This window comes from Actinomadura rubrisoli (assembly GCF_004349215.1).
Classification (GTDB): domain Bacteria; phylum Actinomycetota; class Actinomycetes; order Streptosporangiales; family Streptosporangiaceae; genus Spirillospora; species Spirillospora rubrisoli.
The window spans coordinates 20,603-45,363 of sequence record NZ_SMKU01000015.1 but is presented as its reverse complement, the minus strand read 5'-3'; the positions used below and the strand labels follow the sequence as shown (position 1 = coordinate 45,363).

General features: G+C 72.3%; 21 protein-coding genes. 7 read left to right on the top strand and 14 right to left on the bottom strand.

All coding sequences use genetic code 11. The features are described from left to right. Positions 1–201 precede the first annotated feature (201 nt). Positions 202–1,170: a zinc metalloprotease gene (locus E1298_RS06015; RefSeq protein ID WP_243725414.1), complete on the top strand. Its 969-nt coding sequence runs from the start codon at positions 202–204 to the stop codon at positions 1,168–1,170. Between the two features lie 111 nt (positions 1,171–1,281). Here E1298_RS06015 and E1298_RS06010 read toward each other — a convergent pair whose 3' ends face one another. After that, positions 1,282–2,013 carry a DNA alkylation repair protein gene (locus E1298_RS06010; RefSeq protein WP_131889768.1) on the bottom strand — a complete coding sequence of 244 codons (732 nt, stop codon included), beginning with the start codon at positions 2,011–2,013 and terminating at the stop codon, positions 1,282–1,284. Positions 2,014–2,193: 180 nt separating this feature from the next. On the opposite strand from E1298_RS06010, the gene E1298_RS06005 reads away from it, so the two are divergent. Further along, a complete protein-coding gene (locus tag E1298_RS06005; RefSeq protein WP_131889766.1) occupies positions 2,194–3,093 on the top strand; it encodes a zinc metalloprotease in 900 nt (299 codons plus the stop codon). Between the two features lie 13 nt (positions 3,094–3,106). On the opposite strand, the gene E1298_RS06000 is transcribed toward E1298_RS06005, so the two are convergent. The 3 genes from E1298_RS06000 to E1298_RS05990 form a co-directional block, all read right to left on the bottom strand. After that, on the bottom strand, positions 3,107–3,589 hold the full coding sequence (locus tag E1298_RS06000; protein ID WP_131889764.1) for a hypothetical protein: 483 nt from the start codon (positions 3,587–3,589) through the stop codon (positions 3,107–3,109). 122 nt (positions 3,590–3,711) lie between these two features. After that, positions 3,712–5,463 carry a GMC oxidoreductase gene (locus tag E1298_RS05995; RefSeq protein WP_131889762.1) on the bottom strand — a complete coding sequence of 584 codons (1,752 nt, stop codon included), beginning with the start codon at positions 5,461–5,463 and terminating at the stop codon, positions 3,712–3,714. 133 nt (positions 5,464–5,596) lie between these two features. Continuing rightward, positions 5,597–7,177, bottom strand: coding sequence for a succinic semialdehyde dehydrogenase (locus E1298_RS05990; protein WP_131889760.1), 1,581 nt, complete (start codon positions 7,175–7,177; stop codon positions 5,597–5,599). Between the two features lie 288 nt (positions 7,178–7,465). Between E1298_RS05990 and E1298_RS05985 the strand changes: the two genes are divergently transcribed. After that, entirely contained in the window at positions 7,466–8,206 is a 741-nt protein-coding gene (locus tag E1298_RS05985; protein ID WP_131889758.1) for a TetR/AcrR family transcriptional regulator, read from the top strand. Positions 8,207–8,292: 86 nt separating this feature from the next. Here E1298_RS05985 and glpD read toward each other — a convergent pair whose 3' ends face one another. The 3 genes from glpD to guaB form a co-directional block, all read right to left on the bottom strand. Beyond that, a complete protein-coding gene (gene glpD / locus E1298_RS05980) occupies positions 8,293–10,032 on the bottom strand; it encodes a glycerol-3-phosphate dehydrogenase (protein ID WP_131889756.1) in 1,740 nt (579 codons plus the stop codon). A gap of 98 nt (positions 10,033–10,130) precedes the next feature. After that, a complete protein-coding gene (locus E1298_RS05975) occupies positions 10,131–11,246 on the bottom strand; it encodes a GuaB3 family IMP dehydrogenase-related protein (RefSeq protein WP_131889788.1) in 1,116 nt (371 codons plus the stop codon). A gap of 161 nt (positions 11,247–11,407) precedes the next feature. Further along, positions 11,408–12,904 carry an IMP dehydrogenase gene (guaB, locus tag E1298_RS05970; RefSeq protein ID WP_131889754.1) on the bottom strand — a complete coding sequence of 499 codons (1,497 nt, stop codon included), beginning with the start codon at positions 12,902–12,904 and terminating at the stop codon, positions 11,408–11,410. Between the two features lie 164 nt (positions 12,905–13,068). Here guaB and E1298_RS05965 point away from each other — a divergent pair, with 164 nt between their 5' ends. Further along, on the top strand, positions 13,069–13,458 hold the full coding sequence (locus tag E1298_RS05965; RefSeq protein WP_131889752.1) for a DUF5319 domain-containing protein: 390 nt from the start codon (positions 13,069–13,071) through the stop codon (positions 13,456–13,458). A gap of 53 nt (positions 13,459–13,511) precedes the next feature. Here E1298_RS05965 and E1298_RS05960 read toward each other — a convergent pair whose 3' ends face one another. The 4 genes from E1298_RS05960 to groES all read right to left on the bottom strand — a co-directional run bounded on the left by E1298_RS05960 (position 13,512) and on the right by groES (position 17,429). Next, positions 13,512–14,396 carry a hypothetical protein gene (locus E1298_RS05960; protein ID WP_131889750.1) on the bottom strand — a complete coding sequence of 295 codons (885 nt, stop codon included), beginning with the start codon at positions 14,394–14,396 and terminating at the stop codon, positions 13,512–13,514. After that, positions 14,393–15,085 (bottom strand): sigma-70 family RNA polymerase sigma factor, encoded by a 693-nt coding sequence (locus E1298_RS05955; protein WP_424923070.1) that lies wholly within the window; start codon positions 15,083–15,085, stop codon positions 14,393–14,395. The genes E1298_RS05960 and E1298_RS05955 overlap by 4 nt, the downstream gene beginning before the upstream one ends. A gap of 321 nt (positions 15,086–15,406) precedes the next feature. Then, the gene (gene groL / locus E1298_RS05950; protein WP_131889748.1) at positions 15,407–17,035 is read right to left on the bottom strand and encodes a chaperonin GroEL; all 1,629 of its coding nucleotides are present in this window, start codon (positions 17,033–17,035) and stop codon (positions 15,407–15,409) included. Between the two features lie 85 nt (positions 17,036–17,120). Next, a complete protein-coding gene (gene groES, locus E1298_RS05945) occupies positions 17,121–17,429 on the bottom strand; it encodes a co-chaperone GroES (RefSeq protein WP_089314894.1) in 309 nt (102 codons plus the stop codon). Positions 17,430–17,685: 256 nt separating this feature from the next. On the opposite strand from groES, the gene E1298_RS05940 reads away from it, so the two are divergent. From E1298_RS05940 to E1298_RS05930, 3 genes are all read left to right on the top strand, one after another. After that, positions 17,686–18,975 carry a class I SAM-dependent methyltransferase gene (locus E1298_RS05940; RefSeq protein WP_131889746.1) on the top strand — a complete coding sequence of 430 codons (1,290 nt, stop codon included), beginning with the start codon at positions 17,686–17,688 and terminating at the stop codon, positions 18,973–18,975. 662 nt (positions 18,976–19,637) lie between these two features. Next, a complete protein-coding gene (locus E1298_RS05935; protein WP_131889744.1) occupies positions 19,638–21,287 on the top strand; it encodes an apolipoprotein A-IV repeat region-like domain-containing protein in 1,650 nt (549 codons plus the stop codon). 242 nt (positions 21,288–21,529) lie between these two features. Continuing rightward, a complete protein-coding gene (locus E1298_RS05930) occupies positions 21,530–22,507 on the top strand; it encodes a phosphotransferase family protein (RefSeq protein WP_131889742.1) in 978 nt (325 codons plus the stop codon). Positions 22,508–22,542: 35 nt separating this feature from the next. On the opposite strand, the gene tsaD is transcribed toward E1298_RS05930, so the two are convergent. From tsaD to tsaB, 3 genes are read right to left on the bottom strand one after another with little or no spacing between them, the layout of a single operon-like run. Further along, positions 22,543–23,580 (bottom strand): tRNA (adenosine(37)-N6)-threonylcarbamoyltransferase complex transferase subunit TsaD, encoded by a 1,038-nt coding sequence (gene tsaD / locus E1298_RS05925; protein WP_131889740.1) that lies wholly within the window; start codon positions 23,578–23,580, stop codon positions 22,543–22,545. Next, entirely contained in the window at positions 23,577–24,050 is a 474-nt protein-coding gene (rimI, locus tag E1298_RS05920; RefSeq protein ID WP_131889784.1) for a ribosomal protein S18-alanine N-acetyltransferase, read from the bottom strand. Before rimI ends, tsaD begins: the two co-directional genes overlap by 4 nt. A 20-nt stretch (positions 24,051–24,070) precedes the next feature. Further along, on the bottom strand, positions 24,071–24,751 hold the full coding sequence (gene tsaB / locus E1298_RS05915; protein WP_131889738.1) for a tRNA (adenosine(37)-N6)-threonylcarbamoyltransferase complex dimerization subunit type 1 TsaB: 681 nt from the start codon (positions 24,749–24,751) through the stop codon (positions 24,071–24,073). Positions 24,752–24,761 lie beyond the last annotated feature (10 nt).

The window sequence follows — 24,761 nt, the reverse complement described above, 5'->3', positions numbered from 1 at the left end:
AGGGTCTCAGTCTACGGTGCCCTGCCTGCGCCGACGCGCGCGCCCCCGCCCAGGGTGACCACTTAGTGAAACTGGCCGATAACGGTCAGCTACCGTTTACCTTGATCGCGCACCGAGCATGACTACGCTCTGATAGCTCTTGATGACGCCTTGTGCGCGCCTGGTTCCCGTCCGCGTTCGTACGTCCTCCTTAGGAGTGTCGTGAAGCTGCTCGCCGCCGCCCTGATCGCCGCACTCGTCCCCGCCGTGCCGACCGGCCCGGCCTCTCCCCCAGGACCGGCGGGCGCGGGCCTCGCGGCCGGGCGCCGCGACGACGGCGTTTGCGCGTCCCCGGCGGCGCGGCTCCGTCCCGGCGCCCACGTCCGGGAGCGCAACGACCTGACCCCGGCGGAGGCCGCCGCCACCGAACTGCGGCTCGACCGGATCCTCGACCGCCTGGGCCTGCGAAGCCCCGGGACGGACGACGCGGCCGCGCCGGCGACCAAGGCCGAGAGGCGCGCCGCGGCACCGATCAGGGTGCCGGTCTACTTCCACGTCCTGCACGACGGGAGCAAGGGCAACGTCTCCAACGCCGACGTCCAGCGGCAGATCGACGTGCTGAACGCCTCCTACGGCGGACGGCTGGGCGGCTCCAACACCCAGGTCGGCTTCACGCTGCGGGAGGTGAGCCGCTCCAACAACGCGTCCTGGTACAACGACCCGGAGCGTTACGAGGGCACGTACAAGCCGAGGCTCCACAAGGGCGGCAAGAACACCCTGAACCTCTACAGCGCCCACATCGGCGGCGACCTCCTCGGCTGGTCGACGTTCCCGTGGAAGTACACGTCCGAGCCCAAGATGGACGGCGTCACCATCCACCACGGCAGCATGCCGGGCGGCGCGATCGAGCACTTCAACAAGGGCTTCAGCGCGACGCACGAGGTCGGGCACTGGCTCGGGCTCTACCACACGTTCCAGGACGGCTGCGGCGGCCAGGGCGACCGGGTGGCCGACACCCCGCCCGAGCGCGACCCCACCAATGGCTGCCCGTCCGGCAAGGACACCTGCCCCGCCCCCGGCCAGGATCCCGTCCACAACTTCATGGACTACAGCTACGACACCTGCATGACCTCCTTCTCGGCGGGCCAAGGCACCCGCATGCACAAGGTCTGGGCCGCCTACCGCGCGTAGGGCGCCGACCGCCGGCGAGCGGCGCTCAGCTCTTCGGGTACTGCCTGGCTCGCTGAGCGCCGCTCCGTTCTGTCCGGTGCGTGGTGGGTACGGCAGGGGACGCTTGGCGTGTCAGGGCCGGTAGGCGGTGAGGAGGGTCTCGGCGTCGGCGGGTGGTAGGCGGCGGACGGCCTCGCGGATCGTCACGCCTGAGATGGTGGCCACACGGGCGCTGACCCAGGCCGTCACCCAGGCAGGGTCTTTCTTGGACAGCTCCCGCAGCACCCAGCCCAGGGCTTTGCGGATGAAGAACTCGGTCTCCTCGATCAGCTCGTCGCCGAAGCGGGAGATCCGCTCCAGGTCGGGGGCGCCCGACCGGACGCCTGGTAGCAGCGCCAGCACGGCCGTGCGCCGGATCCACATGTAGGGGTCGTGGACCCACGCGTCCAGGACGGCGCCCAGTTCGGGGTGCCGTAGGACGAGCGCGCCGACCACCTTCTCCGCGAGGTGGTCCACGTACACCCAGCTGGTCGAGTCGCGGACGAGCCTTTCGGCCACGCCCACGTCGCCGGGCTCCAGCAAGGCCGCGCGCTTGGCCAGGACCTCGACGGCCGCCATCCGCGCCTCGTGGACGGGACGGCCTCCATCGGCCGTCGCCCACAGCGTCTCGGCGAGCGCGAGCAGGTCAGTGCGCGTGGGCGCCCTGCGGACGGCCGACACCGCCACCTTGCGCAGCGCCGGGACGGGCACGCCGAGGTGAGTGAAGTCGCTCTTGAGGTAGCTCCGCTCCGACTCGGCCCGCGCCGGGTCGGCCTGGGCGCGCAGCTCTGCCAGGATCCGCGCCGCCTCCCCTTCGACGTCCATGCGGATCACGCTACGCCCCGCCTCTGACGCCTTGTTCTATGGCGCCGATTTCAGCGTTGACTGTCCCTATTCGTCCAGGATTGCCAGAGACGTGGCAATCCTTGGCAATCACTCTGGTTCCAGCGACGACTCCGCTCCCCATGCGCGCGTCCCCACCGCGCGTCACCCCCAAGGAGTTCCATGAAACGCGCTGGAATCGCCACCGCCGTGGGCATGCTCGCCATGTTCACGGCCTACGCACCCGCCGCCACCCCCGCCGCGTCCGCTCAGACCGACCGATGCGCCCCGGAGCACGGCCGACCCGCGCAGGCCCGCGTCCGCGCGGGCGCGCACGTCACCGAGCCCAACCAGCCCGGCGACGCCAAGGTCGCAGCGATGGAGAAGGACTTCCACGATCGCATCGGACGGCTCGCCACGGCCGGACGGACGACGACCGCCGCCATCACCGTGCGGGTGCACTTCCAGGTCGTCTACGGGAGCGCGGGCAACATCCCCGACGCGACGCTCAACCGGCAGGTGGACGTCCTCAACACGGCCTACGCCTCAAGCGGCGTGTCGTTCACGCTCGCCGAGATCAAGCGGACGAACAACGCGGCCTGGTTCTCCGACCCGGAGGGCAACGAGAGCCAGATGAAGAACGCCCTGCGCGTCGGCGGCGCGCAGGACCTGAACTTCTACACGGCCGACCTCGGCGCGAGCCTGCTCGGCTGGGCCACGTTCCCGAGCCAGTACCGCTCACAGCCCAAGTTGGACGGTGTGGTCGTGCACTACCAGAGCCTGCCGGGCGGCTCCCTCGGCAACTACAACGAGGGCGACACCGGGACCCATGAGATCGGCCATTGGCTGGGGCTCTACCACACGTTCCAGGGCGGCTGTAGTGGCCAGGGCGACTCGGTCGCCGACACCCCGGCCGAGCAGAGTCCCGCCCAGGGCTGCCCGACCGGACGCAACACCTGCTCGTCGCCCGGAGCCGACCCGATCCACAACTACATGGACTACAGCTACGACTCGTGCATGACCGAGTTCACGACGGGCCAGGCGCAGCGCATGCGCGACCAGTGGGCCGCCTACCGCGCCTGACCCAGCCGGACGTTCAGCCTGACAGGCCGGCCGTACGTCCAGGACGCGCACCGGCGCCGGAGCACTTGGCCACCCGCATGCCCCAGGCACGCATCAGCCGCTCCGGCGCCGGACGCGCGCACGGATCGTACGCGCCGTCCACCATGCTGACGGCCCAGTGCCGCTTCGGACCGGACGCGGTGAACGCGGTGCCGGCGTCGGTGTTCTTGGTGGGGCTGTCCCGATACCAGAGGGACAGTACCGCGTAGTAACGGTTACCGATCCGTCCGTAGTGGGCTCCCCGCTCTTCCACGACGAGGTCGTGGTAGTGGCCGGGGTTGTGGTCGTGCTCGTAGATCCGCGCCAGCTCGCGGCGCAGCTCCGCGGTCATCGGCAGGACTTCCGGGGGCGCCTCGGCCCGCGCCGGAGCGGCCGACAGGCCAAGGGGGACGAGGACGAGAGGGGCGAGGGCGAAGGGGACAAGGGCGAGGGGGGTGTTCGCCAATGCGATGTGCATGGACGCACCCTAAGGACGCCGAACGCCCCCCACCCGGGCCCGCTCGATTACGGAGTGTCACGACGTTCGAGACCTTCCACGCCGAACCCGCCGAACCCGCTGAACCCGCTGAACCCGTTCGATCAGGTGATGTCGACGATCGGGAGGCGCAGGGCCGCCGGGGCGTCGGCGGGGACCACCGGATTCTTGGGCGGGACGGCGGCGACCCGCCGGTAACCGTGACCCAGTTCCGGACGCGGGTCTTCCTCGCCACGGTTCGGCCACAGCGACATCGCCCGCTCGGCCTGCGCCGTGATCGTCAGGGACGGGTTGACGCCGAGGTTGGCCGACACCGCCGAGCCGTCCACGACGTGCAGGCCCGCATGCCCGTAGACGCGGTGGTAGGGGTCGATGACGCCGGTCTCGGCCGAGTCGCCGATCGCGCAGCCGCCGAGGAAATGCGCCGTCATGGGGATGTCGAACAGGTCGCCCCAGGTGCCGCCCGCGATGCCGCCGATCTCCTCGCCGATCAGCCGGGTGGCCTCGTGGCCCTCGGCGATCCAGGTCGGGTTCGGCTCGCCGTGCCCGGCGGACGCCCGCACGTCCCACCCGAACGGGCCCTTCCTCGGGTGAAGGGTGATCGAGTTGTCGCGGGACTGCATGACGAGGGCGATGACCGTCCGCTCCGACCAGTGCCGGACGTCCAGGAGCTGGAGCAGGTCGCGGGGCCGCCGCGCCACCTCGCGGGCGAACTTGCGGATGCGCGGCGTGTGCGCCTCGCCCGGACGGTCGCCGTCCACCAGCAGCGTCTGCAGGCCCGCGAGGAGGTTCGAGCCGCGCCCGTAGCGGACGGGCTCGATGTGCGTCTCGGGCGTCGGGTGGAACGAGGACGTGATCGCGACGCCCTCGGAGAAGTCCGGGCCCGGCATGCCGCCCCGGCGCCCACCGCCGAGGATCGCCTCGGAGTTGGTGCGGGTCAGCGCGCCGAGCCGGTCGGAGACGCGCGGGAGGCGGCCGGTCGACTTCAGCTTGTGCAACAGCTTCTGCGTCCCGTACGTCCCGGCGGCGAACACGACCTGCTGGGCGGTGAGCGTCTTGCGGTTGCGGCCGAACGACCCCGTCCGGACGATCTCCACCGCGTACCCGCCGCCCGTCAGCGGCGCCACCTGCGTGACCCGGCTGAGCGGCATCACGCGCGCGCCGGCCTTCTCGGCCAGGTACAGGTAGTTCTCGGTGAGCATGTTCTTGGCGCCGTGGCGGCAGCCGACCATGCACTCGCCGCACTCCAGGCAGCCGCGGCGGCGCGGGCCCGCGCCGCCGAAGTACGGGTCGGCGCTCTCGATGCCGGCGCCGCGCCCGAAGAAGACGCCGACCGGGGTCCGGACGAACGTGTGGCCCTTGCCCATCCGGTCGGCGACCTTCTTCATGACCTTGTCGGCCTCGGTGACGGTCGGGTTCCGGACGACGCCGAGCATCCGCTTGGCCTGCTCGTAGTAGGGGGCGAGCTCGTCCTGCCAGTCGGTGATGTGCGCCCACTGCCGGTCCTTGAAGAACGGCTCGGGCGGCACGTACAGCGTGTTGGCGTAGTTGAGGGACCCGCCGCCGACGCCCGCGCCGGCCATGACCATGACCCGGCTGGCCTTGGCGCCGCGGACGAGGTGGATCCGCTGCATGCCCGTGAGGCCGAGCGCGGGCGCCCAGAGGTAGCGGGCGACACGCCAGTTCGTCTTGGGGAGCTCGGGGTAGCGGGAGCCTGGCGCGCCGGTCGGGTTGGTGTCGAAGCGGCGGCCCGCCTCGATGATCCCGACCTTGTACCCCTTCTCGGTCAGCCGCAGCGCCGAGACGCTGCCGCCGAACCCCGACCCGACGACGAGGACGTCGAAGTCATGCTTCACAGGCGATCCCTACTCGATCCGCAGCCTTCACGGGCGGTCCCCACTTGATCCGCGGCCTTCACAGGCGGTCCCCACTTGATCCGCGGCCTTCACAGGCGGTCCCCACTTGATCCGCGGCCTTCACAGGCGGTCACTACTTGATCCGCAGCTTCTTCATGACCTTGATGCCGGTGGCCATCAGGTCGGCGAAGGTGTCGTAGCCGATGGCGCCGGGGGGTTCGAGGTCGATGAGGTGCTGGCTGGCGACGGTCTGGGCCTCGGTGAACTTCAGCAGGCCCTCGGCGCCGTGGCGGCGTCCGACGCCTGACTGCTTCATGCCGCCCATCGGCGCGTCATAGGAGGCGTAGGCGGCGCCGTACCCGTCGTTGACGTTGACGGTGCCGGCCTGGATCCGGGCGGCGACGCGGCGGCCCCGCGCGACGTCCTTGGTCCACACCGAGGCGTTCAGCCCGTACGGGGTGTCGTTGGCGCGGGCGATGGCCTCGTCCTCGTCGCGGTACTTGTAGACCGCGACGACCGGGCCGAACGTCTCGTTCGCGCACAGGTCCATGTCGCGGGTGACGTCCGCGAGGATCGTCGGCTCGTAGAACAGCGGGCCGATGTCGGGGCGGGCCCTGCCGCCTGCGAGGACGGTCGCGCCCTCCTTGACGGCCTGGTCGACGTGCCGGGTAACGGCCTCCAACTGGCGCGGGTAGGTCAGCGAGCCCATGTCGGCCCCGAAGTCGAGCCCGGTGCCGAGCCGCATCCTCTTGGCCAGCTCGACCATCCGCGGGACGAACCGGTCGTAGACGTCCTCGTGCACGTACAGCCGCTCGACCGAGATGCACAGCTGCCCGGCGTTGGTGAAGCAGGCGCGGACGGCGCCGCGGGCGGTGCGCTCGACGTCGGCGTCCGCCATGACGATCATCGGGTTCTTGCCGCCGAGCTCCAGCGAGTAGCCGACCAGGCGCGGCGCGACCTTCTCGGCGATGGCCTTGCCGCCGCGGGTGGAGCCGGTGAAGGAGACGTAGTCGGCGCCCTCGATCAGCGGGTCGCCGATCTCGGACGGGTCGCCGACGACGACCTGCCACAGGTCGCGCGGGAGGCCGAGGGCGACCAGCAGGTCCAGCACCCACAGGCTGGACAGGCACGTCTGGGTGTCGGGCTTGTGGACCACCGCGTTCCCGGCCATCAGCGCGGGCGCGATGTCGCTGGCACCGAGCGCGAACGGGTAGTTCCAGGGGGCGATCAGGGCGACGACGCCCTTCGGGTGCCGCAGTTCCTGGACGCGGGTGAGGCCCGGCATCATGCCCTGGCGGCGGCGCGGCTTCAGCAGCCGCCCGGCGCGGCGCGCGTAGTAGAGCGAGCACAGCGCCACGTCGAGGAACTCCTCCATCGCGTGGCGGCGGGCCTTGCCGGTCTCCAGCTGGATGATGTCGAGGATCTCCGCGCGCCGGTCCACCAACGCGTCCGCGAGCCGCAGGAAGGGCTTGACCCGCTCGGCGACGGGCCGCGCCGCCCAGGCGCGCTGCGCCTCGCGGGCCCGGTCGTGGGCCTTGCGGACGTCCCCGGCGCTGGAGAGCGGGACGGTCGCGAGGGGCTCGCCCGTGAACGGGCTGGGGATCGTGGCCGCGTCCGCGCCGTCCGAGGCGATATGGGAGACCAGCCGGTCGATCAGGGTCGAGGGGAGCGTGTGCTCTGCCGCGCCTTTGGCAGGGACCGTCGGGGATGCCATGCACGCAGAATATGACCCCCCGGCCACTCTTGGCTACCCGCAAGTAATGAGGCGCTTGTCGCGGTATGCCGTGGCCTGTCCCGGTTTTCCGGCCCGGCGTGCGGCCGCATCTCCGAACGGACCGTTCCAAGCCGGGTGGAGTTGGGGAACTCGCGGATTGACCATGTCCAGCCGGTGTATCCCGGGAACCAGGAGGAGAAACCGGCGTCCGTTTCCCGCCGGCTCCCGGGTGTCCGCTGCCGCACGCCCGGAAGCCGGGGAACGCGCCTCATACGAAGGGGAGTGCGCATGAACGACGCCCACGGCGGCCATCGGCCCGAGGGTGGCGATGCGGGCGGCGGCGGCCCCGCGGGCGCCCAGGGCGACAGCGGCCCCGGGCAGACCCGAGGCGGCGGCCCTGCCGAGGCCCGAGGCGGCGGGTCCGGGCGGGCCCGGCGCGCCGGCGCTCCCGTGGGAGGCCGGCGCGAGCAGACGCGCACCGCGCTGCTCGGCGCCGCCGAACGGCTCTGGGCCGAGCGCGGCATCCACGGCGCCTCGCTGGACGACATCGCGGCGGCGGCCGGGCTCACCAAGGGCGCGGTCTACTCCAACTTCGCGGGCAAGACCGACCTGCTCCTGGCGCTCCTCGAACGCTTCACCCGCGACCGGGCCTGCACGAAGGTCTGCGACGAGCTCAGCGCCGCAGAGCAGGACGGCGAGGAGGACTCCGAGCGCACCGGACGCGTCTACGCGCGCACCCACTCCGGCGACCGCGCCCGGCTGCTCGCGCTGCTGCTGATGGAGTTCTGGCTGTACGGCATGCGCGACTACGCCGCGGGCTGGCGCATCGCCGACTGGTACGCCGAGCGGCGCGCCCACTTGGCGGGGGGCCTGGACGACGCCGACGGGGTCGCCCCGGCCGAACGCGCCGCGCTCGCCATGGCCCTCGACCTCGGGCTCGCCTTCCAGCACCTGCTCGACCCCGAGCGGGTCCCGGCCGAGCTCTACTCGACCGGGATCGCCCTGATGCTGGGCCGCGCCATCACCTGACCGTCCGGGCGAACCGGGACGAACCCAAGGGAACCCAAGGCGAACCCGAGGGAACCTGAGGCGAACCCGAGGCGGCCCCGGGCGGGCTACGGCGTGGCGATGGGGACGATGTCGGGGGCGCCGCGGCGGTGCGCGTCGGCCTCCTGGTCGCCGACCTGCGTCTGGGACGCGCGCTCCGCCTCCACCCGCTTGCGGTAGTACTCGATCTCCCGGTCCCGCTGCTTCTTGGACCAGCCGAGGACGGGGCCGAGCAGGTCGGCGGCCTCCTGGGCGACGCCGACGCCGCGGTCCCACGTCTCGATCGAGATGCGGGTGCGGCGGGCCAGCACGTCGTTGAGGTGCCGGGCGCCCTCGTGCGAGGCGGCGTAGACGATCTCGGCCCGCAGGTGGTCGTCGGAGCCGGTGAGGGGCTTGCCCAGGTCGGGCTTCTCGGCGATCAGCGCCAGCAAGTCGTCCAGCAGCGTCCCGTAGCGGCGCAGGAGGTGCTCGATGCGGGCGACGTGCAGGCCGGAGCGGGTGGCGAGGCGGTGCCGGGCGTTCCACATGGCCTGGAAGCCGTCGCCGCCGACCAGCGGGATGCGGTCGGTGCAGGACTCGGCGACCTTGCCGTCCAGGCCGTGCGCGACGGCGTCGATGGCGTCCTTGCCCATCACCCGGTACGTCGTGTACTTGCCTCCCGCGACCAGGACCAGCCCCGGGACGGGGTGGGCGACGACGTGCTCGCGCGACAGCTTGGACGTCTCGTCGGTCTCGCCGGTCAGCAGCGGGCGGAGCCCCGCGTACACGCCCTCCACGTCGTCGTGCGTGAGCGGGGTGTTGAGGACGGTGTTGACATGGTCGAGGACGTACTCGATGTCGGCCTTGGACGCGGCCGGGTGCGCCTTGTCCAGGTCCCAGGCGGTGTCGGTGGTCCCGATGATCCAGTGCCGGCCCCACGGGATCACGAACAGCACCGACTTCTCGGTGCGCAGGAGGATCCCGGTGGAGGAGTGGATGCGGTCCTTCGGGACGACCAGGTGGATGCCCTTGGACGCCTTCACGTGGATCTGCCCGCGGCCGCCGACGAGCTGCTGGATGTCGTCCGTCCACACGCCGGTGGCGTTCACGACCTGCTTGGCGCGGACCTCGCTGGTCGTGTTGCCCTCCAGGTCGCGGATGCGCAGCCCGGTGACGCGCTCGCCCTCGCGCAGGAAGCCCAGGCACTGGGTCCTGGACGCGATCTGCGCGCCGTACTGGGCGGCCGTCCGCAGCGCCATCATCACGAAGCGGGCGTCGTCGACCTGCGCGTCCCACAGCTGGATCGCCCCGGTGAAGGCGTCCTTGCGCAGGGACGGAGCGAGCCGCAGCGCCCCGCGCCGGGTCAGGTGCCGGTGGTGCGGGACGCCCCGCGTGCTGCCCATCTGGAACGCCAGCGCGTCGTAGAGGGCGACGCCCGCCCCGATGTAGGCGCGCTCCCAGACCCGGTGGGTGGTCGGCAGAAGGAACGGCACCGGCCGTACCAGGTGCGGCGCGATGATCTGCAGCAGCAGCCCCCGCTCGGTCAGCGCCTCCCGCACCAGGTCGAAGTTGTACTGCTCCAGATAGCGCAGCCCGCCGTGGATCAGCTTCGACGACCGCGACGACGTGCCGGACGCGAAGTCGCGCGCCTCCACCACGGCCACCGAAAGGCCCCGGGTGGCGGCGTCGAGCGCGGCGCCCGCGCCGACGATCCCGCCGCCCACCACCACTACGTCGAACTCCTCGCGGGCCATGCGATCGAGTGCGGCGGCACGTTCGGCCGGGCCGAGCCGTGAGCTTCCGAGCCCGGTCACCGGTGATCCCGTCATCGCGATTCCCCCCAGTGCGGTTGTTTTTACCGTCTGTACCTACCCCACAGTAAGGACGGGTCTACCCCGGTCGCGGCCGATTCTCGGTGACCCCGCTCTCAGTCGCCGAGCCGGCGCGGCGCCACGACCACCTGCACCCGCTGGAACTCCTTGAGCTCGGTGTAACCGGAGGTCGCCATCGCGCGGCGGAGCGCCCCGATCAGGTTCATCGAGCCGTCGGCCACGTGGGACGGGCCGTTCAGGATCTGCTCCATCGTCCCGATCGACCCCAGGTCGAGCCGGGTGCCGCGGGGCACGTCGCCGTGGTGGGCCTCGCTGCCCCAGTGGTAGCCGCGTCCGGGCGCCTCGGTCGAGCGGGCGAAGGGCGAGCCGACCATGACCGCGTCGGAGCCGCAGGCGAACGCCTTGGCGATGTCGCCGCTGTTCACCATGCCGCCGTCGGCGATCACGTGGACGTAGCGTCCGCCGGACTCGTCCATGTAGTCGCGGCGGGCGGCGGCCACGTCGGCGACCGCGGTGGCCATCGGCACCGCCACGCCGAGGACGGTCCGGGTGGTGTGCCCGGAGCCGCCGCCGAAGCCGACCAGCACGCCCGCGGCGCCGGTGCGCATCAGGTGCAGCGCGGCGGTGTAGGTGGAGCAGCCGCCGACGATGACCGGGACGTCCAGGTCGTAGATGAACTGCTTGAGGTTGAGCGGCTCGGCGCGGCCGGACACGTGCTCGGCCGACACGGTCGTGCCGCGGATCACGAACAGGTCGACCCCGGCGTCGATGACGGCCTTGTGGAACTGCGCGGTGCGCTGCGGCGACAGCCGCGCCGCCACGGTCACGCCCGCCTCGCGGATCTCCTCGATCCGGCGGCCGATCAGCTCCTCCTTGATCGGCTCGGAGTAGATCTCCTGGAGCCGGTGGGTGGCGCGGACGTCGTCCAGCGAGGCGATCTCGGCCAGCAGCGGCTCGGGGTCGTCGTACCGCGTCCACAGGCCCTCAAGGTCGAGGACGGCGAGGCCGCCGAGGCGGCCGACCGCGATCGCGGTGGCCGGGCTGACGACGCTGTCCATCGGCGCGACGACCAGCGGCATCTCGAAGCGGTAGGCGTCGATCTGCCAGGCGACGCTGACCTCCTCCGGATCGCGCGTGCGCCGCGACGGCACGATGCCGATGTCGTCGAAGGCGTACGCCCGCCGGCCGCTCTTGCCACGGCCGATCTCCACCTCAGCAGCCACTGCGCTCTTCCTCTTCCTCGCCCACCCGGGGGCCGTCCCCCCGCGCGGTCGCGGGGCCATGCCCGATGATCAAGCGGGAGTGTTCCCGCCGGTGGCGAGAACAAGCCCCGGGAGAGCTTACGTCAGGGCGCGCGGCGCCGGGCCCCCGGTCAGCGGCCCTGGTAGTTGGGCGCCTCGACCGTCATCTGGATGTCGTGCGGGTGGCTCTCGCGCAGCCCGGCGGGGCTGATCCGCATGAGCTGGCCGCGCTCCTGGAGCTCGGGGATCGTGCGGGTGCCCGCGTACCACATCGACTGGTGCAGGCCCCCGACGAGCTGGTGGGCGACGTTGGCGAGCGGGCCCCGGTAGGGCACCTGGCCCTCGACGCCCTCGGGGATCAGCTTCTCCTCGCTGGTGACGTCGGCCTGGGCGTAGCGGTCCTTGGAGAAGGAGGCGCCGCGCTCGCGGTTGCGCATCGCGCCGAGCGAGCCCATCCCGCGGTACGACTTGTACTGCTTGCCGTGGACGAAGATCAGCTCGCCGGGCGACTCCTCGATGCCGGCCAGCAGGCTGCCGAGCATCACCGTGTCGGCGCCCGCGACCAGGGCCTTGGCGATGTCGCCGGAGTACTGGACGCCGCCGTCGCCGATCACCGGCACGCCCGCCTCGCGGGCCGCGCGGGCGGCCTCGAAGATCGCTGTGATCTGCGGGACGCCCACGCCCGCGACGACGCGGGTGGTGCAGATCGAGCCGGGGCCCACCCCGACCTTGACGGCGTCGGCGCCGGCGTCGACCAGGACCTTGGCGCCCGCCTGGGTGGCCACGTTGCCGCCGACGACCTGGACCCGCGCGTTCGCCTTGATCGCGGCGATCGTGTCGGCGACGCCCTTGGAGTGGCCGTGCGCCGTGTCCACGATGATCACGTCGGTGCCCGCCTCGATCAGCGCCCGGGCCCGGCGGATCGCGTCCTCGCCGACGCCCACCGCCGCCGCGACGAGCAGCCGCCCGTCGGCGTCCTTGGTGGAGTCGGGGTACTGCTCGCTCTTGGTGAAGTCCTTGGTGGTGATCAGGCCCTTCAGCCGGCCCTCCCCGTCCACCAGGGGGAGCTTCTCGACCTTCTTGCCCGCCAGCAGCCGGAACGCCTCCTCGCGGGTGACGTCCACCGGCGCGGTGATCAGCGGCATCGGGGTCATGACCTCGCGCACCGGGCGCGAGAGGTCGGTCTCGAAGCGCATGTCGCGGTTGGTGACGATGCCGACCAGCACGCCCCGCACGTCCGTGACGGGCACGCCGGAGATCCGGTAGCGGGCGCACAGCTCCTCGACGTCGGCGAGCGTCGCGTCCAGCAGGCAGGTGACCGGCTTGCTGATCATCCCGGCCTCGGACCGCTTGACCCGGTCGGCCTGCTCGGCCTGCTCCTCGATCGCCATGTTGCGGTGCAGCACGCCGATGCCGCCCTGCCGGGCCATCGCCACCGCCGTGCGGGCCTCGGTCACCGTGTCCATCGCCGCCGAAACCAGGGGAATCCGCAGCGAGATCTCGCGCGTCAGCCGGGTCGAGGTGTCGGCCTCGCCGGGCTGGAGGTCGGAGTACCCCGGCAGCAGGAGCACGTCGTCGAAGGTCAGGCCCTGCGGGAGGAACTTGGCGGGCTCGGCTGCGGGGTTCATGACTACCTTCCCATAGAGGTGGCGGTATCCGGCCAGGTCACGGCGACCCTGTCCCCATGGTAGGGCGTGGGAAGGGCGTTCCCGGAGGCAACACTGGATGATTGTTCGTGCACAGGAGAGGCCGGGGGTGCACCTGGCGGCGCGTCGCGCAGTAGCGTGGGACCGTGCACGACGATGCCCCGCTCGACCCGTTCGCCGGAGATCCGGAGGATCCGGCGGCGTCGCTCGGCGACCCCGACGAGGAGGCCGCCCCGCTCAGCGTGGCGGAGCGGGAGGACGTGCTGGCCGATCTCGCCGACCTGGAGGTCTTCCGGGCCCTCCTGGAGCCGCTCGGCGTACGGGGCCTCACCGTCGACTGCGGCGACTGCGGCAAGCTGCACTACATCGACTGGGACCTGCTGCACGGCAACCTGCGCCACCTGCTCGACCAGGGCCTGCCCCGGGTGCACGAACCCGCCCTGTCACCCGACCCGGTCGACTACGTGAGCTGGGAGTACGCCCGAGGCTACGTCGACGGCGTGATCGACAGCGAAGAGGGCCGCGAGAGCGAGTGACACCCCGCTGACGTCCTGCCGGAGTTTCGCGGGACCACCGGTGTTTCGCGGGGTCAGTCGCGCCGGCCCCAGCGGGGGTCGTACTGGCGGTGGTACCGGTCGATGCGCTTGCGGGTGTGCTTGCGGATGTCGTCCAGGCGGCGGGGGTTGTCGTCGGGCGGCCCGGCGAACTCGGGGCCGTCGCCCGGGCGCCCCGGGATGCCCGGGCCGTCCGGCGGGCGATTGCGGGACTGGGGCGGGAACAGGTGCCCCAGCCGCTGCTTGAACCGCTCGTAGTCGGCGCGGCCCGGGGCCCCGCCGGAGTTCGTGGTGGCGGGACGGTCAGGCTCGTCGACGGGACGGCTCGGCGGCTCGGCGGGACGGGCGGGCGCGGGCCGGTCGCGGCTGGCGACGTCGGTGTCCTCGCCGGGCTCGCGGGACGACGGCCTGTCGGGCTCCTCCGCGACGCCCGCCGCGCTCGGCGGCTGCGCGGCGGAGTGGTCGGCGAGGCCGCCGCCCGCCGCGGCGACGCCCGTGCTGGCCAGCACGGCCCCGGCCACGCCCAGGGCCACGATCGTGCGGGAACCGCGGCGCCGGGAGCCGGGGCCGGACGGCGCGGGCCCGGGTTCGGGGGCCTCGCGTCCGGGCGCGGGCTCGTCCACGTCGGTGACGAGCGCGCGCAGGAGCCGCACGGCGGGGTCGGACTCGTCGGCCGGACGCTGGGCCCCGCCCGCGCGGGCCGCCTCGGAACCGGCCGTGGAGGCGGGCTCAGAAGCGGCCGTGGAGGCGGCAGCGCGCCGCTCCGCCAGGGCCTCGATGATCGCGTCGGTACCGCGCACCGCGCTGAGGTCCGCGAACAGGGTGGCCGCCGGGGCGGCCGGCGGGCTCCCCGGCGGCGGGGCATCGCCGGAGCGCGAAGGCTCGGCCGGATCCGGGGCCCCAGGGCTCCGCTCCGTCAAGCGATCGACTCCTCTCTGGCCATCGCCCGAAGCCGGGCCAGAGCCCGGTGCTGCGCGACCCGTACCGCACCCGCGGACATGCCCAGTACATTACCGGTCTCCTCCGCCGACAGGCCCGCCACGACCCGCAGCAGCACCAGCTCCCGCTGGTGGGCGGGCAGACGCGTCAGCAGGTCGCGGGCGCGCTGCGCCTCGATGTAGCGCACCACCGTCTCCTCGGGCCCCGGGCGGTCGTCGGGACCGTCCGGGAGGTCCTCGGTGGGCACGGCCGCGCGGACCGCGCTGCGCAGGGCGTCGGCGATCTTGTGGGCGGCGATGCCGAAGACGAAGGACGCGAAGGGCCGGCCCATGTCCCGGTAGCGGGGCAGGGCCGACAGAACGGCTATGCAGACCTCCTGGGCCACGTCGTCGGCGATGTGGTACTGACCCGACACCCGGCCGAGCCGGGCACGGCAGTAGCGGACCACCATGGGGCGGACCTCGCCGATGAGGACCTCGATGGCCCCCGGGTCGCCCTGGACGGCAAGTGTCGTCAGTTCCTTGAGATCGCCTTCGTCGGCTTTTGCCGCGCGCAGTACCCGTACCCCGCGGCCGGTGTCGCGGGGTGGTGGAGGGGCTGGCCCCCCCGAGGGTTCGGTAGCGCGCGCGGTCACTGTCCCGGCGTAGCATCCCTCGGTCACGTCAAGCATGATGCCCAGCGGCGCCGGGCGTGTCTCCACTGGCGACGACAACGGAATGGTCACAGTGCTGGGACAACCCTGCGGATACTACACAACGCGGTCGAACGCTTGCCGAGCGTGCCGGATTTCGCGCCCTTCCGCTCCGCTGACAGCAGCGAACAGCGCGTGAGTCCCGTCCGCCGCCGGGCGCCCGAAAGGGCGAGGCCCCCACCCGGAGAACCGGATGGGGGCCTGGCGATCCCGGGACGGGCGAGCCGCTCGCCCTTCCCGGGGCCGCCGGACGATCAGTGGCCGTGACCGCGGACGGTCAGTGGCCGTGACCGCGGACGGTCAGTGGCCGTGACCGTGGCCGTGACCGTGACCGCCGCCGGCGGACTCGTCGGCCTCTTCGGGCTTCTCGACCACGAGCGCCTCGGTGGTGAGCAGCATGCCCGCGATCGAGGCGGCGTTGGTGACCGCCGACCGGGTGACCTTCACCGGGTCGATGACGCCCTGGGCGACCAGGTCGCCGTACTCGCCGGTGGCGGCGTTGTAGCCGTGGCCCGGCTGCAGCTCCTGCACCTTGGAGACGACGACGTAGCCCTCCTGGCCGGCGTTCTCGGAGATCCAGCGCAGCGGCTCGACCAGCGCGCGGCGGACGGCCTCCGCGCCGGTGGCCTCGTCGCCGGTCAGGCCGAGGCTGGCGAACCCGTCCTTGGCCACGTGCACCAGGGCGCTGCCGCCGCCGGCCACGATGCCCTCCTCGATCGCCGCGCGGGTCGCCGAGATGGCGTCCTCCAGGCGGTGCTTCTTCTCCTTCAGCTCCACCTCGGTGGCGGCGCCGACGCGCAGCACGCAGACCCCGCCGGCCAGCTTGGCCAGGCGCTCCTGCAGCTTCTCGCGGTCCCAGTCGGAGTCGGAGTTGTCGATCTCGACCTTGATCTGGTTGATCCGCGCCGTGATCTCGTCCCCGGAGCCCTCACCGTCGACGATGGTGGTGGCGTCCTTGGTGACGGTGATCCGGCGGGCGCGGCCGAGGTCCTCCAGGCCGATGCCGTCCAGCTTGAGGCCGATGGCCTCGCTGACGACCTGGCCGCCGGTCAGGGTGGCCATGTCGCCCAGCATCGCCTTGCGGCGGTCGCCGAAGCCCGGCGCCTTGACCGCGACGGAGGTGAACGTGCCGCGGATCTTGTTGGCGACCAGCAGCGCGAGGGCCTCGCCCTCGACGTCCTCGGCCACCACGAGCAGCGGCTTCTTGGTCTGGGCGACCTTCTCCGCCAGCGGCAGGAACTCCTGCACGTTGGAGATCTTGCCGTCCACGATGAGCACGTAGGCGTCCTCCAGGACGGCCTCCATGCGCTCGGCGTCGGTGACCATGTGCGGCGACAGATAGCCCTTGTCGAACTGGAGGCCCTCGGTGAACTCCAGCTCAAGGCCCATGGTGTGGGCCTCTTCGACGGTGATGACGCCGTCCTTGCCGACCTTCTCGAACGCCTCGGCGATCAGCTCGCCGATCTGCCCGTCCTGGGCGGAGATCGTCGCGACGTGCGCGATCTCGCCCTTCTCCTCGACCTCGCGGGCCGTCTTCAGGAGCTGGTCGGACACGTACTGGGCGGCCGCGTCGATGCCGCGCTTCAGGCTCAGCGGCGACGCGCCGGCCGCCACGTTGCGGGTGCCCTCCCTGACCATCGCCTGCGCGAGGACGGTCGCCGTGGTGGTGCCGTCGCCCGCGATGTCGTTGGTCTTGGTCGCCACTTCCTTGGCGAGCTGGGCCCCGAGGTTCTCGTACGGGTCCTCCAGCTCCACCTCGCGGGCGATGGTGACGCCGTCGTTGGTGATCGTCGGCGCGCCGAACTTCTTGTCGATGACGACGTTGCGGCCACGCGGGCCGATCGTCACCTTGACGGCGTCCGCGAGAGCGTTGACGCCGCGCTCAAGAGCCCGGCGAGCGTCCTCCTCGAACTCCAGGATCTTCGCCATGCGGATACTCCTCTTTCACGCGATCCGCCCCGGCCGCCCCGCCGAAGGCGGCGCCGACCGGGGCGGGTGCATCACGTCTCGGTGATTACTTCTCGATGACCGCGAGCACGTCGCGGGCCGAGAGGACGAGGTAGTCCTCGCCGTTGTACTTGACCTCGGTGCCGCCGTACTTGCTGTAGAGCACGACCTCGCCGACCTTGACGTCGACGGGGACGCGCTCGCCCTTGTCGTCGACACGACCCGGGCCCACGGCCAGGACGGTGCCCTCCTGGGGCTTCTCCTTGGCGGTGTCCGGAATCACCAGGCCCGACGCGGTGGTGGTCTCGGCCTCAAGCGGCTGGACGACGATGCGGTCCTCTAGCGGCTTGAGAACAACCTTGGTGGCGGTCGTCACGATCTGACCTCCCCTTCGATTGGTCCTCGGCCGGCCTTAGTGGGCCGACCAGCACATGTGACAGAAGAGGCGACCCTGGACCGGCCTGCCGTCGCGGGTGCCAGACCGACCTTCGTCGCTGTGTTGGCACTCTCGCGTGGAGAGTGCCAGTCGGAGACTATGCCGTGCTCGGTACCCCGTCAACACGGACACGGAGCCACCGACCGGACCGTCCTGGCCGGTCGCACGCCGTTCACGGGCCGATAACTTCCACCCTATGGACATCGCGTCGCTCCTGGACCTGCTGACCCCCGCCGGCCAGGCCGTCCTGGACGAGGCCGCCGCCGCGGACGTGAGCGAGGACGGCCTGCTCACCACCGCCTCGCGGCTCCGCGAGCGGCACGACGCCGGGCTGGTCTCGGCCGCGCTGACCCAGGTGCGGTTGCGCGAACGCGCGGTGGCCAAATTCGGCCCTGACGCCCACCGGATGTACTTCACGCAGGCCGGGCTCGAACAGTCCACCCGTGCGAGCGTGGCCGCCCACCGCGCCCGCCGGTTCGCGGCCTATGAACCGTCCGGTGTGACGCTGGAACTGGGCTGCGGGATAGGCGCGGACCTGATCGCGCGGGCGCGGGCCGGTCTCGCCGGGGAGGGCGTGGAGCTCGACCCGCTGACGGCGGAGGTGGCGAGGGCCAATGTGGCCTCGCTAGGACTGGACGGTCTCGCGTCCGTACGGGTGGATGACGCCACCAAGGAGAGCCCGGACGGGTATGCGACGGTCTTCGCCGATCCAGGACGGCGTACCGCGCGGGGCCGTGTCTTCGATCCCCGCTCATATGAACCACCGCTCGACACCGTCCTGGATCTGGCGGGACGGGTACCGGCCGCCTGTGTGAAGGTCGCGCCCGGCATCCCGCACGAGGCCGTCCCGGACGGCGCCGAAGCCGAGTGGGTGTCGGTGGCGGGGGACGTGAAGGAGGCCGCCCTGTGGCTCGGCGACCTCGCCGGGGACGTGGGCCGCCGCGCCACCCTGCTCTCGTCCGACGCCCCGCTCTCGTCCGATACGGGATCCGGCGTGGCGACGCTGACCCCGCGCGGCCTGGACGATCCGGACGTGCGCCCGTGGGGCCGCTACCTCTACGAGCCTGACGGGGCCGTGATCCGGGCCCACCTGGTCGCGGAGGTCGCGGAGCTGGTCGGCGGCGGTCTGGCCGACCCGAGGATCGCCTACGTGACGTCCGACGAGCTGCGCCCGACGCCGTTCGCGTCCGCGTACGAGGTCGAGGACGTCCTGCCGTTCTCGGTGAAGCGGCTGCGGGCGGAGCTGCGCCGCCGCGAGGTGGGCGCGCTGACCGTCAAGAAGCGGGGCTCGGCGGTCGACGTCGACCGGCTGCGGCGCGACCTCGGCTTCGGCGGCCGCCGCACGGCCCGCGGCACCGGCCGGGACACCGTGCGGGGCGCCGCCGAGATGGCGCTGGTGGTGACCAGGGTGGGCAGCGATCCCGTCGCGCTGCTGACCCGCGCGCTCCCCCGCACGCCGCCCTCGGCCGCCCGTCCGGGGGTTTGACCTCGCGGCCTCCGGACGGGTCTGACCCGCCCGGGGGCGGTGCCGCGCCGCTAATCGGGCCAAAGATCTTCCGCCCGCCCGGGCAACGCCAAGCGGGACCGGGCGACGCGCCACGTCGGAGCAAATCATCGGCGTTTTCCGGCATTGCGTTGACCAGGGATTGCGGGCGACCGGCAAGGCCGTAACGCGGCACGGGAATCGTCGCGTCGAGATCCTCAGGCGAAGAAACACCAAGACAGGTTCAGCGGCAGGGCCTTCGGCGGCCCTGAATGCCGCCTCTAAAAGGTCGGCGGCCCACCGGGCCCCGGCAGGGCACGGTCCGCGACCGCCGCGCGGGGCGCCCGCGCCCCGCGACGCGAACTGACGATGTTGGACGAGATGTACGGACAGAGCGCCCGCCGCCAGGCCCCTCGCGCACGTCGGGGCGCCGCCACGGAATCGGACTCCACCCTACATTTGCCACATCACTCCCAAATCAGAAATTTCCCTCAAGGAGGTACGATAGCCAGCAACTCCCCCGATAGGGATAACAGGCGCATTCGACAGAACTCGCGATGTTCCCTGCTACCCGTTATAGCGGCGGTCCACACGCACTACAGTGGCGTCTTCACGATTCATTGCCGTGCGCCATTTCGTCGCGTCGGCACACGAAGGAGCATCGGGTGGAAACGAATCACAACTTCCTGCAGACGGGGGGTCAACCGGTCTCGGATCGGATGCGGGAGTTGCTCGCCCGTGCGGCGCAGGACCACGTCTATGAACAGCGCTCACAGGGTCAGGTCCTGGACGAGATCCGCCAGCGGCTGGAGGGTATGGAGTGGCTGCTCCGCGAGGTCCGCGAGCGGGAGCTCAGCGGGCTGACCGGGCAGATCGACAGCGTCCGGGGGCAGGTCGACGACCTGTCCAGCAAGCCCCCGGAATGGGCGGAGGGCCTCGCCGAGCACATCGAGGCGTTCGGCGAGCGGGTCAAGCCCGTCGCCGAGCTGCCCGCGCTGTGGGCCGACGTCGGGGTCGTCGCCGAGAACGTCGACGAGGGCCTGACCCGCATCCAGGCCATCCTCGACTCCGCGCACCACATCACCGAGGCCACGCAGCAGGCCACGCAGCGCATGGAGGAGATGACCAAGCGGCTCGACAAGCTCCAGGGCAGCATGGAGGCCGCGTCCGTCCGCTTCAACCGGCTCGACAAGTCGCTGGCCGAGCTGGGCCACCGGTCCGAGCGGCTCGAACATTCGATCAACGGTGTCACGGCGCGGGTCGACCAGGCGCTCGGCGAGATGGCCGAGCGGATGGAGCAGGGGCTGGAGGCGGTCAACGGCCGGGTCGAGGGCGTCGGCGGGCGGCTGGACGGCCTGGACGGGCGGCTGGACGGCGTCGACGGCCGGCTGGAGGGGTTGTCGGGCAAGCTGGAGGGCCTGGACGGGCGCTTCGAGAGCATCGACGGGCGCATCGACGGCGTGGGCGAGCGCATCGGGCGGCTCCCGGCCACGCTGGAGATCGCGGAGCTGCACCGGCTGCTGGGCGAGCTCGTGCAGCGTCCGATGACCGACCACAGCGACCGGTTCGACGCGCTGGAGAAGCACCTCGCCGACGCGGTCGACCCGCTGATCGAGGAGCTGCGCGCCCGGCCGGACCGGGACGAGGTCAAGGCGACCATGTCCCAGATCGCCGAGACGGCCTACAGCGACGTCGCCAAGCGCATGGACGAGTTCTCCCGCCGGTTCGAGGACGTGCACGAGGACGTCCGCAAGCGCATCGAGGGGATCCACGAGGAGGTCACCAAGAAGGTCGACGGCGCCCTGGAGGAGTTCACCACGCAGGTGGACATCGTCTCCCGGCGCGTGGAGTCGGTGCACATCGATGTGACCAAGCAGGTCGAGTCGGTGCACCACGAGGTGGCCCGGCAGGTCAGCGGGGTCCACGACGACTTCGGCAAGCGCATCGGCGACATCCACGAGGACGTCACGCGGCAGGTCGGCAGCATCCAGGAGAACGTCGCCAAGCAGGTCGGCAACATGCAGGAGGACGTCGTCCGCCACGTCGGCGGGGTCCAGGAGGAGTTCGCCCGGCGCGTGGACGGCGTGCAGGACGAGGTCGGACGGCGCGCCGAGGCGGTGCAGGCCGAGTTCGGCAAGCGCTTCACCGACGTGCAGGGCGACCTCGGGCGGCGCGTCGACGGCGTCCACGACGACGTCTCCAAGCAGGTCAACGCGGTGCACGAGGACGTGCTCAAGCGGCTGTCCACGCTGGAGGAGACGATGCTGGCCCTGGCGGAGGCGCTGCTGCGCCCGCGCCGCGAGGGCAAGGACTAGGCAGGTCGGGTGGGGCCGCTCGGGCCCCACCCCCGTCCGCCCGTCCACCCCAGGCGGCCCGTCCCGGCCGCCTGTCCCGGCGGCCGTCTCCCGGGCTTCGGATACCCATCGGAATACGCGGAGTTTGTCCGGCAAACCGACGCGACGACCGAAGGGGTTCCCTCAAGACACGTCGATGACGTGCATTTTGTTACGTTCCGTCTTCGCAAAATCACTCCCAATACCCTTCGGAATCCGTTTTCATGGATCTCGTGACCCACACCACGGCTCCCTGCCTGCCGTCCGGCGCACCGCCCAGCCACGCCACCCTGCGCTGGGTCGAGAGCTGCCTCGGCGAGGGCGCCGAGGTGCGGATGGTGCGGCCGCTGGCGGGCGGTTCCGCCCACGCCAACCACGCGCTGCTGGTGGAGAGCCGCTCGGGCAGCGCCCACCGGCTCGTCCTGCGCCGCTGGACGGCCCGCGACGGCGCGCCCACCGGCGTCGACTCCGGCCTCGCCGCCCGCCGCTCCTACGGGGACGCCGAGTTCTCCCCCGAGCGCGAGATCGCCGCGCTGGCGCTGCTGGCCGGCTGCGAGATCCCGACCCCCTCGCTCGTCGCCGCCGACCCGGCGGGCGCCTACTGCGACGTCCCCGCGCTGCTGATCACCCGGCTCGTCGGCCACCCGCCCCGCCCGGCGCCCGACGACCTGCCCGAGTACCTCATCCAGCTCGCCGCGGCGCTGCTGTCGATCCACGCCCTGAACGGCGCGTCCACGATGCCGCCGTACATGCCCTACAACCGGCTCGACGTGCGGCTCCCGCCCAAGCACGCGCTGCGCCCCGAGCTGTGGGACCGCGCGTTCGAGGTCGCGGCCGGGCCGCCGCCCGGGGCGCCCGCCCGGTTCATCCACCGCGACTACCACCCCGACAACACGCTGTGGTCGTACGGGAAGCTCACCGGCGTGGTCGACTGGTCGGACGCCTCGTCCGGGCCCGTCGCGGTCGACATCGCGCGCATGCGGCGCGGCCTCGTCCTGCGGTACGGGCGGCCCGTCGCCGACCGGTTCCTGGCCGCGTTCGACCAGGTGTCGGGGGGCCACGTGCACGACCCCTACTGGGACGTGCGCTGCCTGCTCGACCTGCTGCCCGAGGACGACGGCCGCATCATCGACGAGGCGAAGGTCCCGCTGCTGGAGGACCACCTGGCCGCCCTGCTGGCCGACCTCGGCACCGGCTCCTGAGCAGAACCCCACGCGGGCCGCCGCGAATCCTCGGGTCAGAGGGTGACCGTCTCGATCGGCAGGCTGGAGTCGGCCGGGACCTCCAGGTCGGACGGGGGCAGGTCGGAGGAGACCAGCTCCGCGCCCAGCGCGGCGACCATCGCGCCGTTGTCGGTGCACAGCTTCGGGCGCGGCACCCGCAGCCGGACCCCGGCGGCCTCGCAGCGCTCCGCCGCCAGCGCGCGCAGCCGGGAGTTGGCCGCGACGCCGCCGCCGATCAGCAGGTCGTGGACGCCGTTGTCCTTGCAGACCTTGAGGGCCTTCTGGGTGAGGACGTCCACGACGGCCTCCTGGAAGGACGCCGCGACGTCCGCGACCGGGACGGGCTCCCCGGCCCGCTCCCTGGCCTCCACCCAGCGGGCCACGGCCGTCTTGAGCCCGGAGAACGAGAAGTCGTAGGTGCCGTCGTTGTACTTCCCGCGCGGGAACGCGATGGCGGCCGGGTCGCCGTCGCGGGCCATCCGGTCGATCACCGGCCCGCCGGGGAACCCCAGGTCCAGGACACGTGCGACCTTGTCGAACGCCTCGCCCGCCGCGTCGTCCACCGTGCTGCCGAGCGACCGGACGTCGCTCGCCACGTCCGGCACCAGCAGCAGCGAGGAGTGGCCGCCGGACACCAGCATCGCCACGCACGGCTTGGGCAGCGGGCCGTGTTCGAGCTGGTCGACGCAGACGTGCGCGGCCAGGTGGTTGACGCCGTACAGCGGCTTGCCCAGTGATAGCGCGTACGCCTTGGCGGCGGCCACGCCGACCATCAGCGCACCCGGCAGGCCCGGCCCGGCCGTCACCGCGAACGCGTCGACGTCGTTGAAGGACACGCCCGCGTCGGCCAGGGCGCGCTCCACGGTCGGCGTCATCGCCTCCAGGTGCGCCCGGGAGGCGACCTCGGGCACGACGCCGCCGAACCTGGCGTGCTGCTCGACGCTGGACGCGATGGCGTCCGCCAGCAGCGTGTGCCCCCGGACGAGGCCGACCCCGGTCTCGTCGCACGAGGTCTCGATGCCGAGCACCAGCGGCTCGGAGTCGCGGATCACGTGTCCTCCCTGTCTGCGGTGAAGCCCGCGGGACGGCGGCGCAGGACGCGGCGCATCACGATCGCGTCCACGTCCGAGGGCTGGTAGTAGCGCTTGCGGACGCCGACCTCGCCGAAGCCGAACCGCTCGTAGAGCCGCCGGGCCCCCGCGTTGTCGGCGCGGACCTCCAGGAACACGGCCTCGCTGCCGCGGCGGACCGCCTCGTCCATCAGCTCGGCGAGCAGGGCGGCGCCGACGCCCGCGCCGCGCATGTCGGCGCGCACCCCGATGGTCTGGACGTCGGCCTGCCCGCCCGCCGCGGCCAGCCCGGCGTAGCCGACGATCTCGCCGCCGGGCGCCTCGGCCACCACGTAGTGCCGGGTGCGGGGCTGGTCGTCGAGCTCCTCGCGGAGCATGTCCTCGCTCCAGGCGTCCTCGGGGAACAGCACGCGCTCCAGCCGGTGGACGGCGGGCAGGTCCGCATGCGCCATGGCCCGCACGACGACCTCGCTCACGCCGGCGTCACCTTCTTGCGGGGGCCGGGCTCCTTGGCGTCGGGCCTGCGCAGGTAGAGCGGCTCGGGCGGCAGCAGCTCGGGGCCGGGCTCGCCGGCGAGCCGGCCGATGGCCAGCTCCGCGAGCGCCGCCGCGGTGGGCAGCAGCGGCTCGTGATCGCCGTCGCCGAGGACGTCCGGGTAGAGGGCCGCCCCCTCGCCCACGACGGGCAGACCGCCGGGCGCACCGTCCAGGACGGCGGACGGCGGGCCCACGACAGGCTCGGTGACGCGCGCGCGGAACGACGCGTACCGCGCCCAGTAGACCTCTTTGCGGCGGGCATCGGTGGCGACGGCGAACGGCTCGTCCCGTCCGGTGGCCCAGGCGATGACGTCCAGCGTGCAGAAGCCGTGGACGGGCACGTTGAGGGCCTCGCCCATGGCGCGGGCCGTGACCAGGCCCACCCGCAGCCCGGTGTACGGGCCGGGGCCGACGCCCACGGCGATGGCGCTCAGGTCGTCGGGCGCCGCCCCCGCCTCCGCCAGCACCTCGGCGATGGACGGGGTGAGCAGCTCGGTGTGCCGGCGCCGGTCGACGGCCTCGGCCGCGCCTCGGCGCCGGGCGCCCTCGCCGGGGATCCACTCGTACAGCGCCACGGTGATCGCGGCGGTCGCGGTGTCGAAAGCCAAGACCAGCACGGACTGAAAG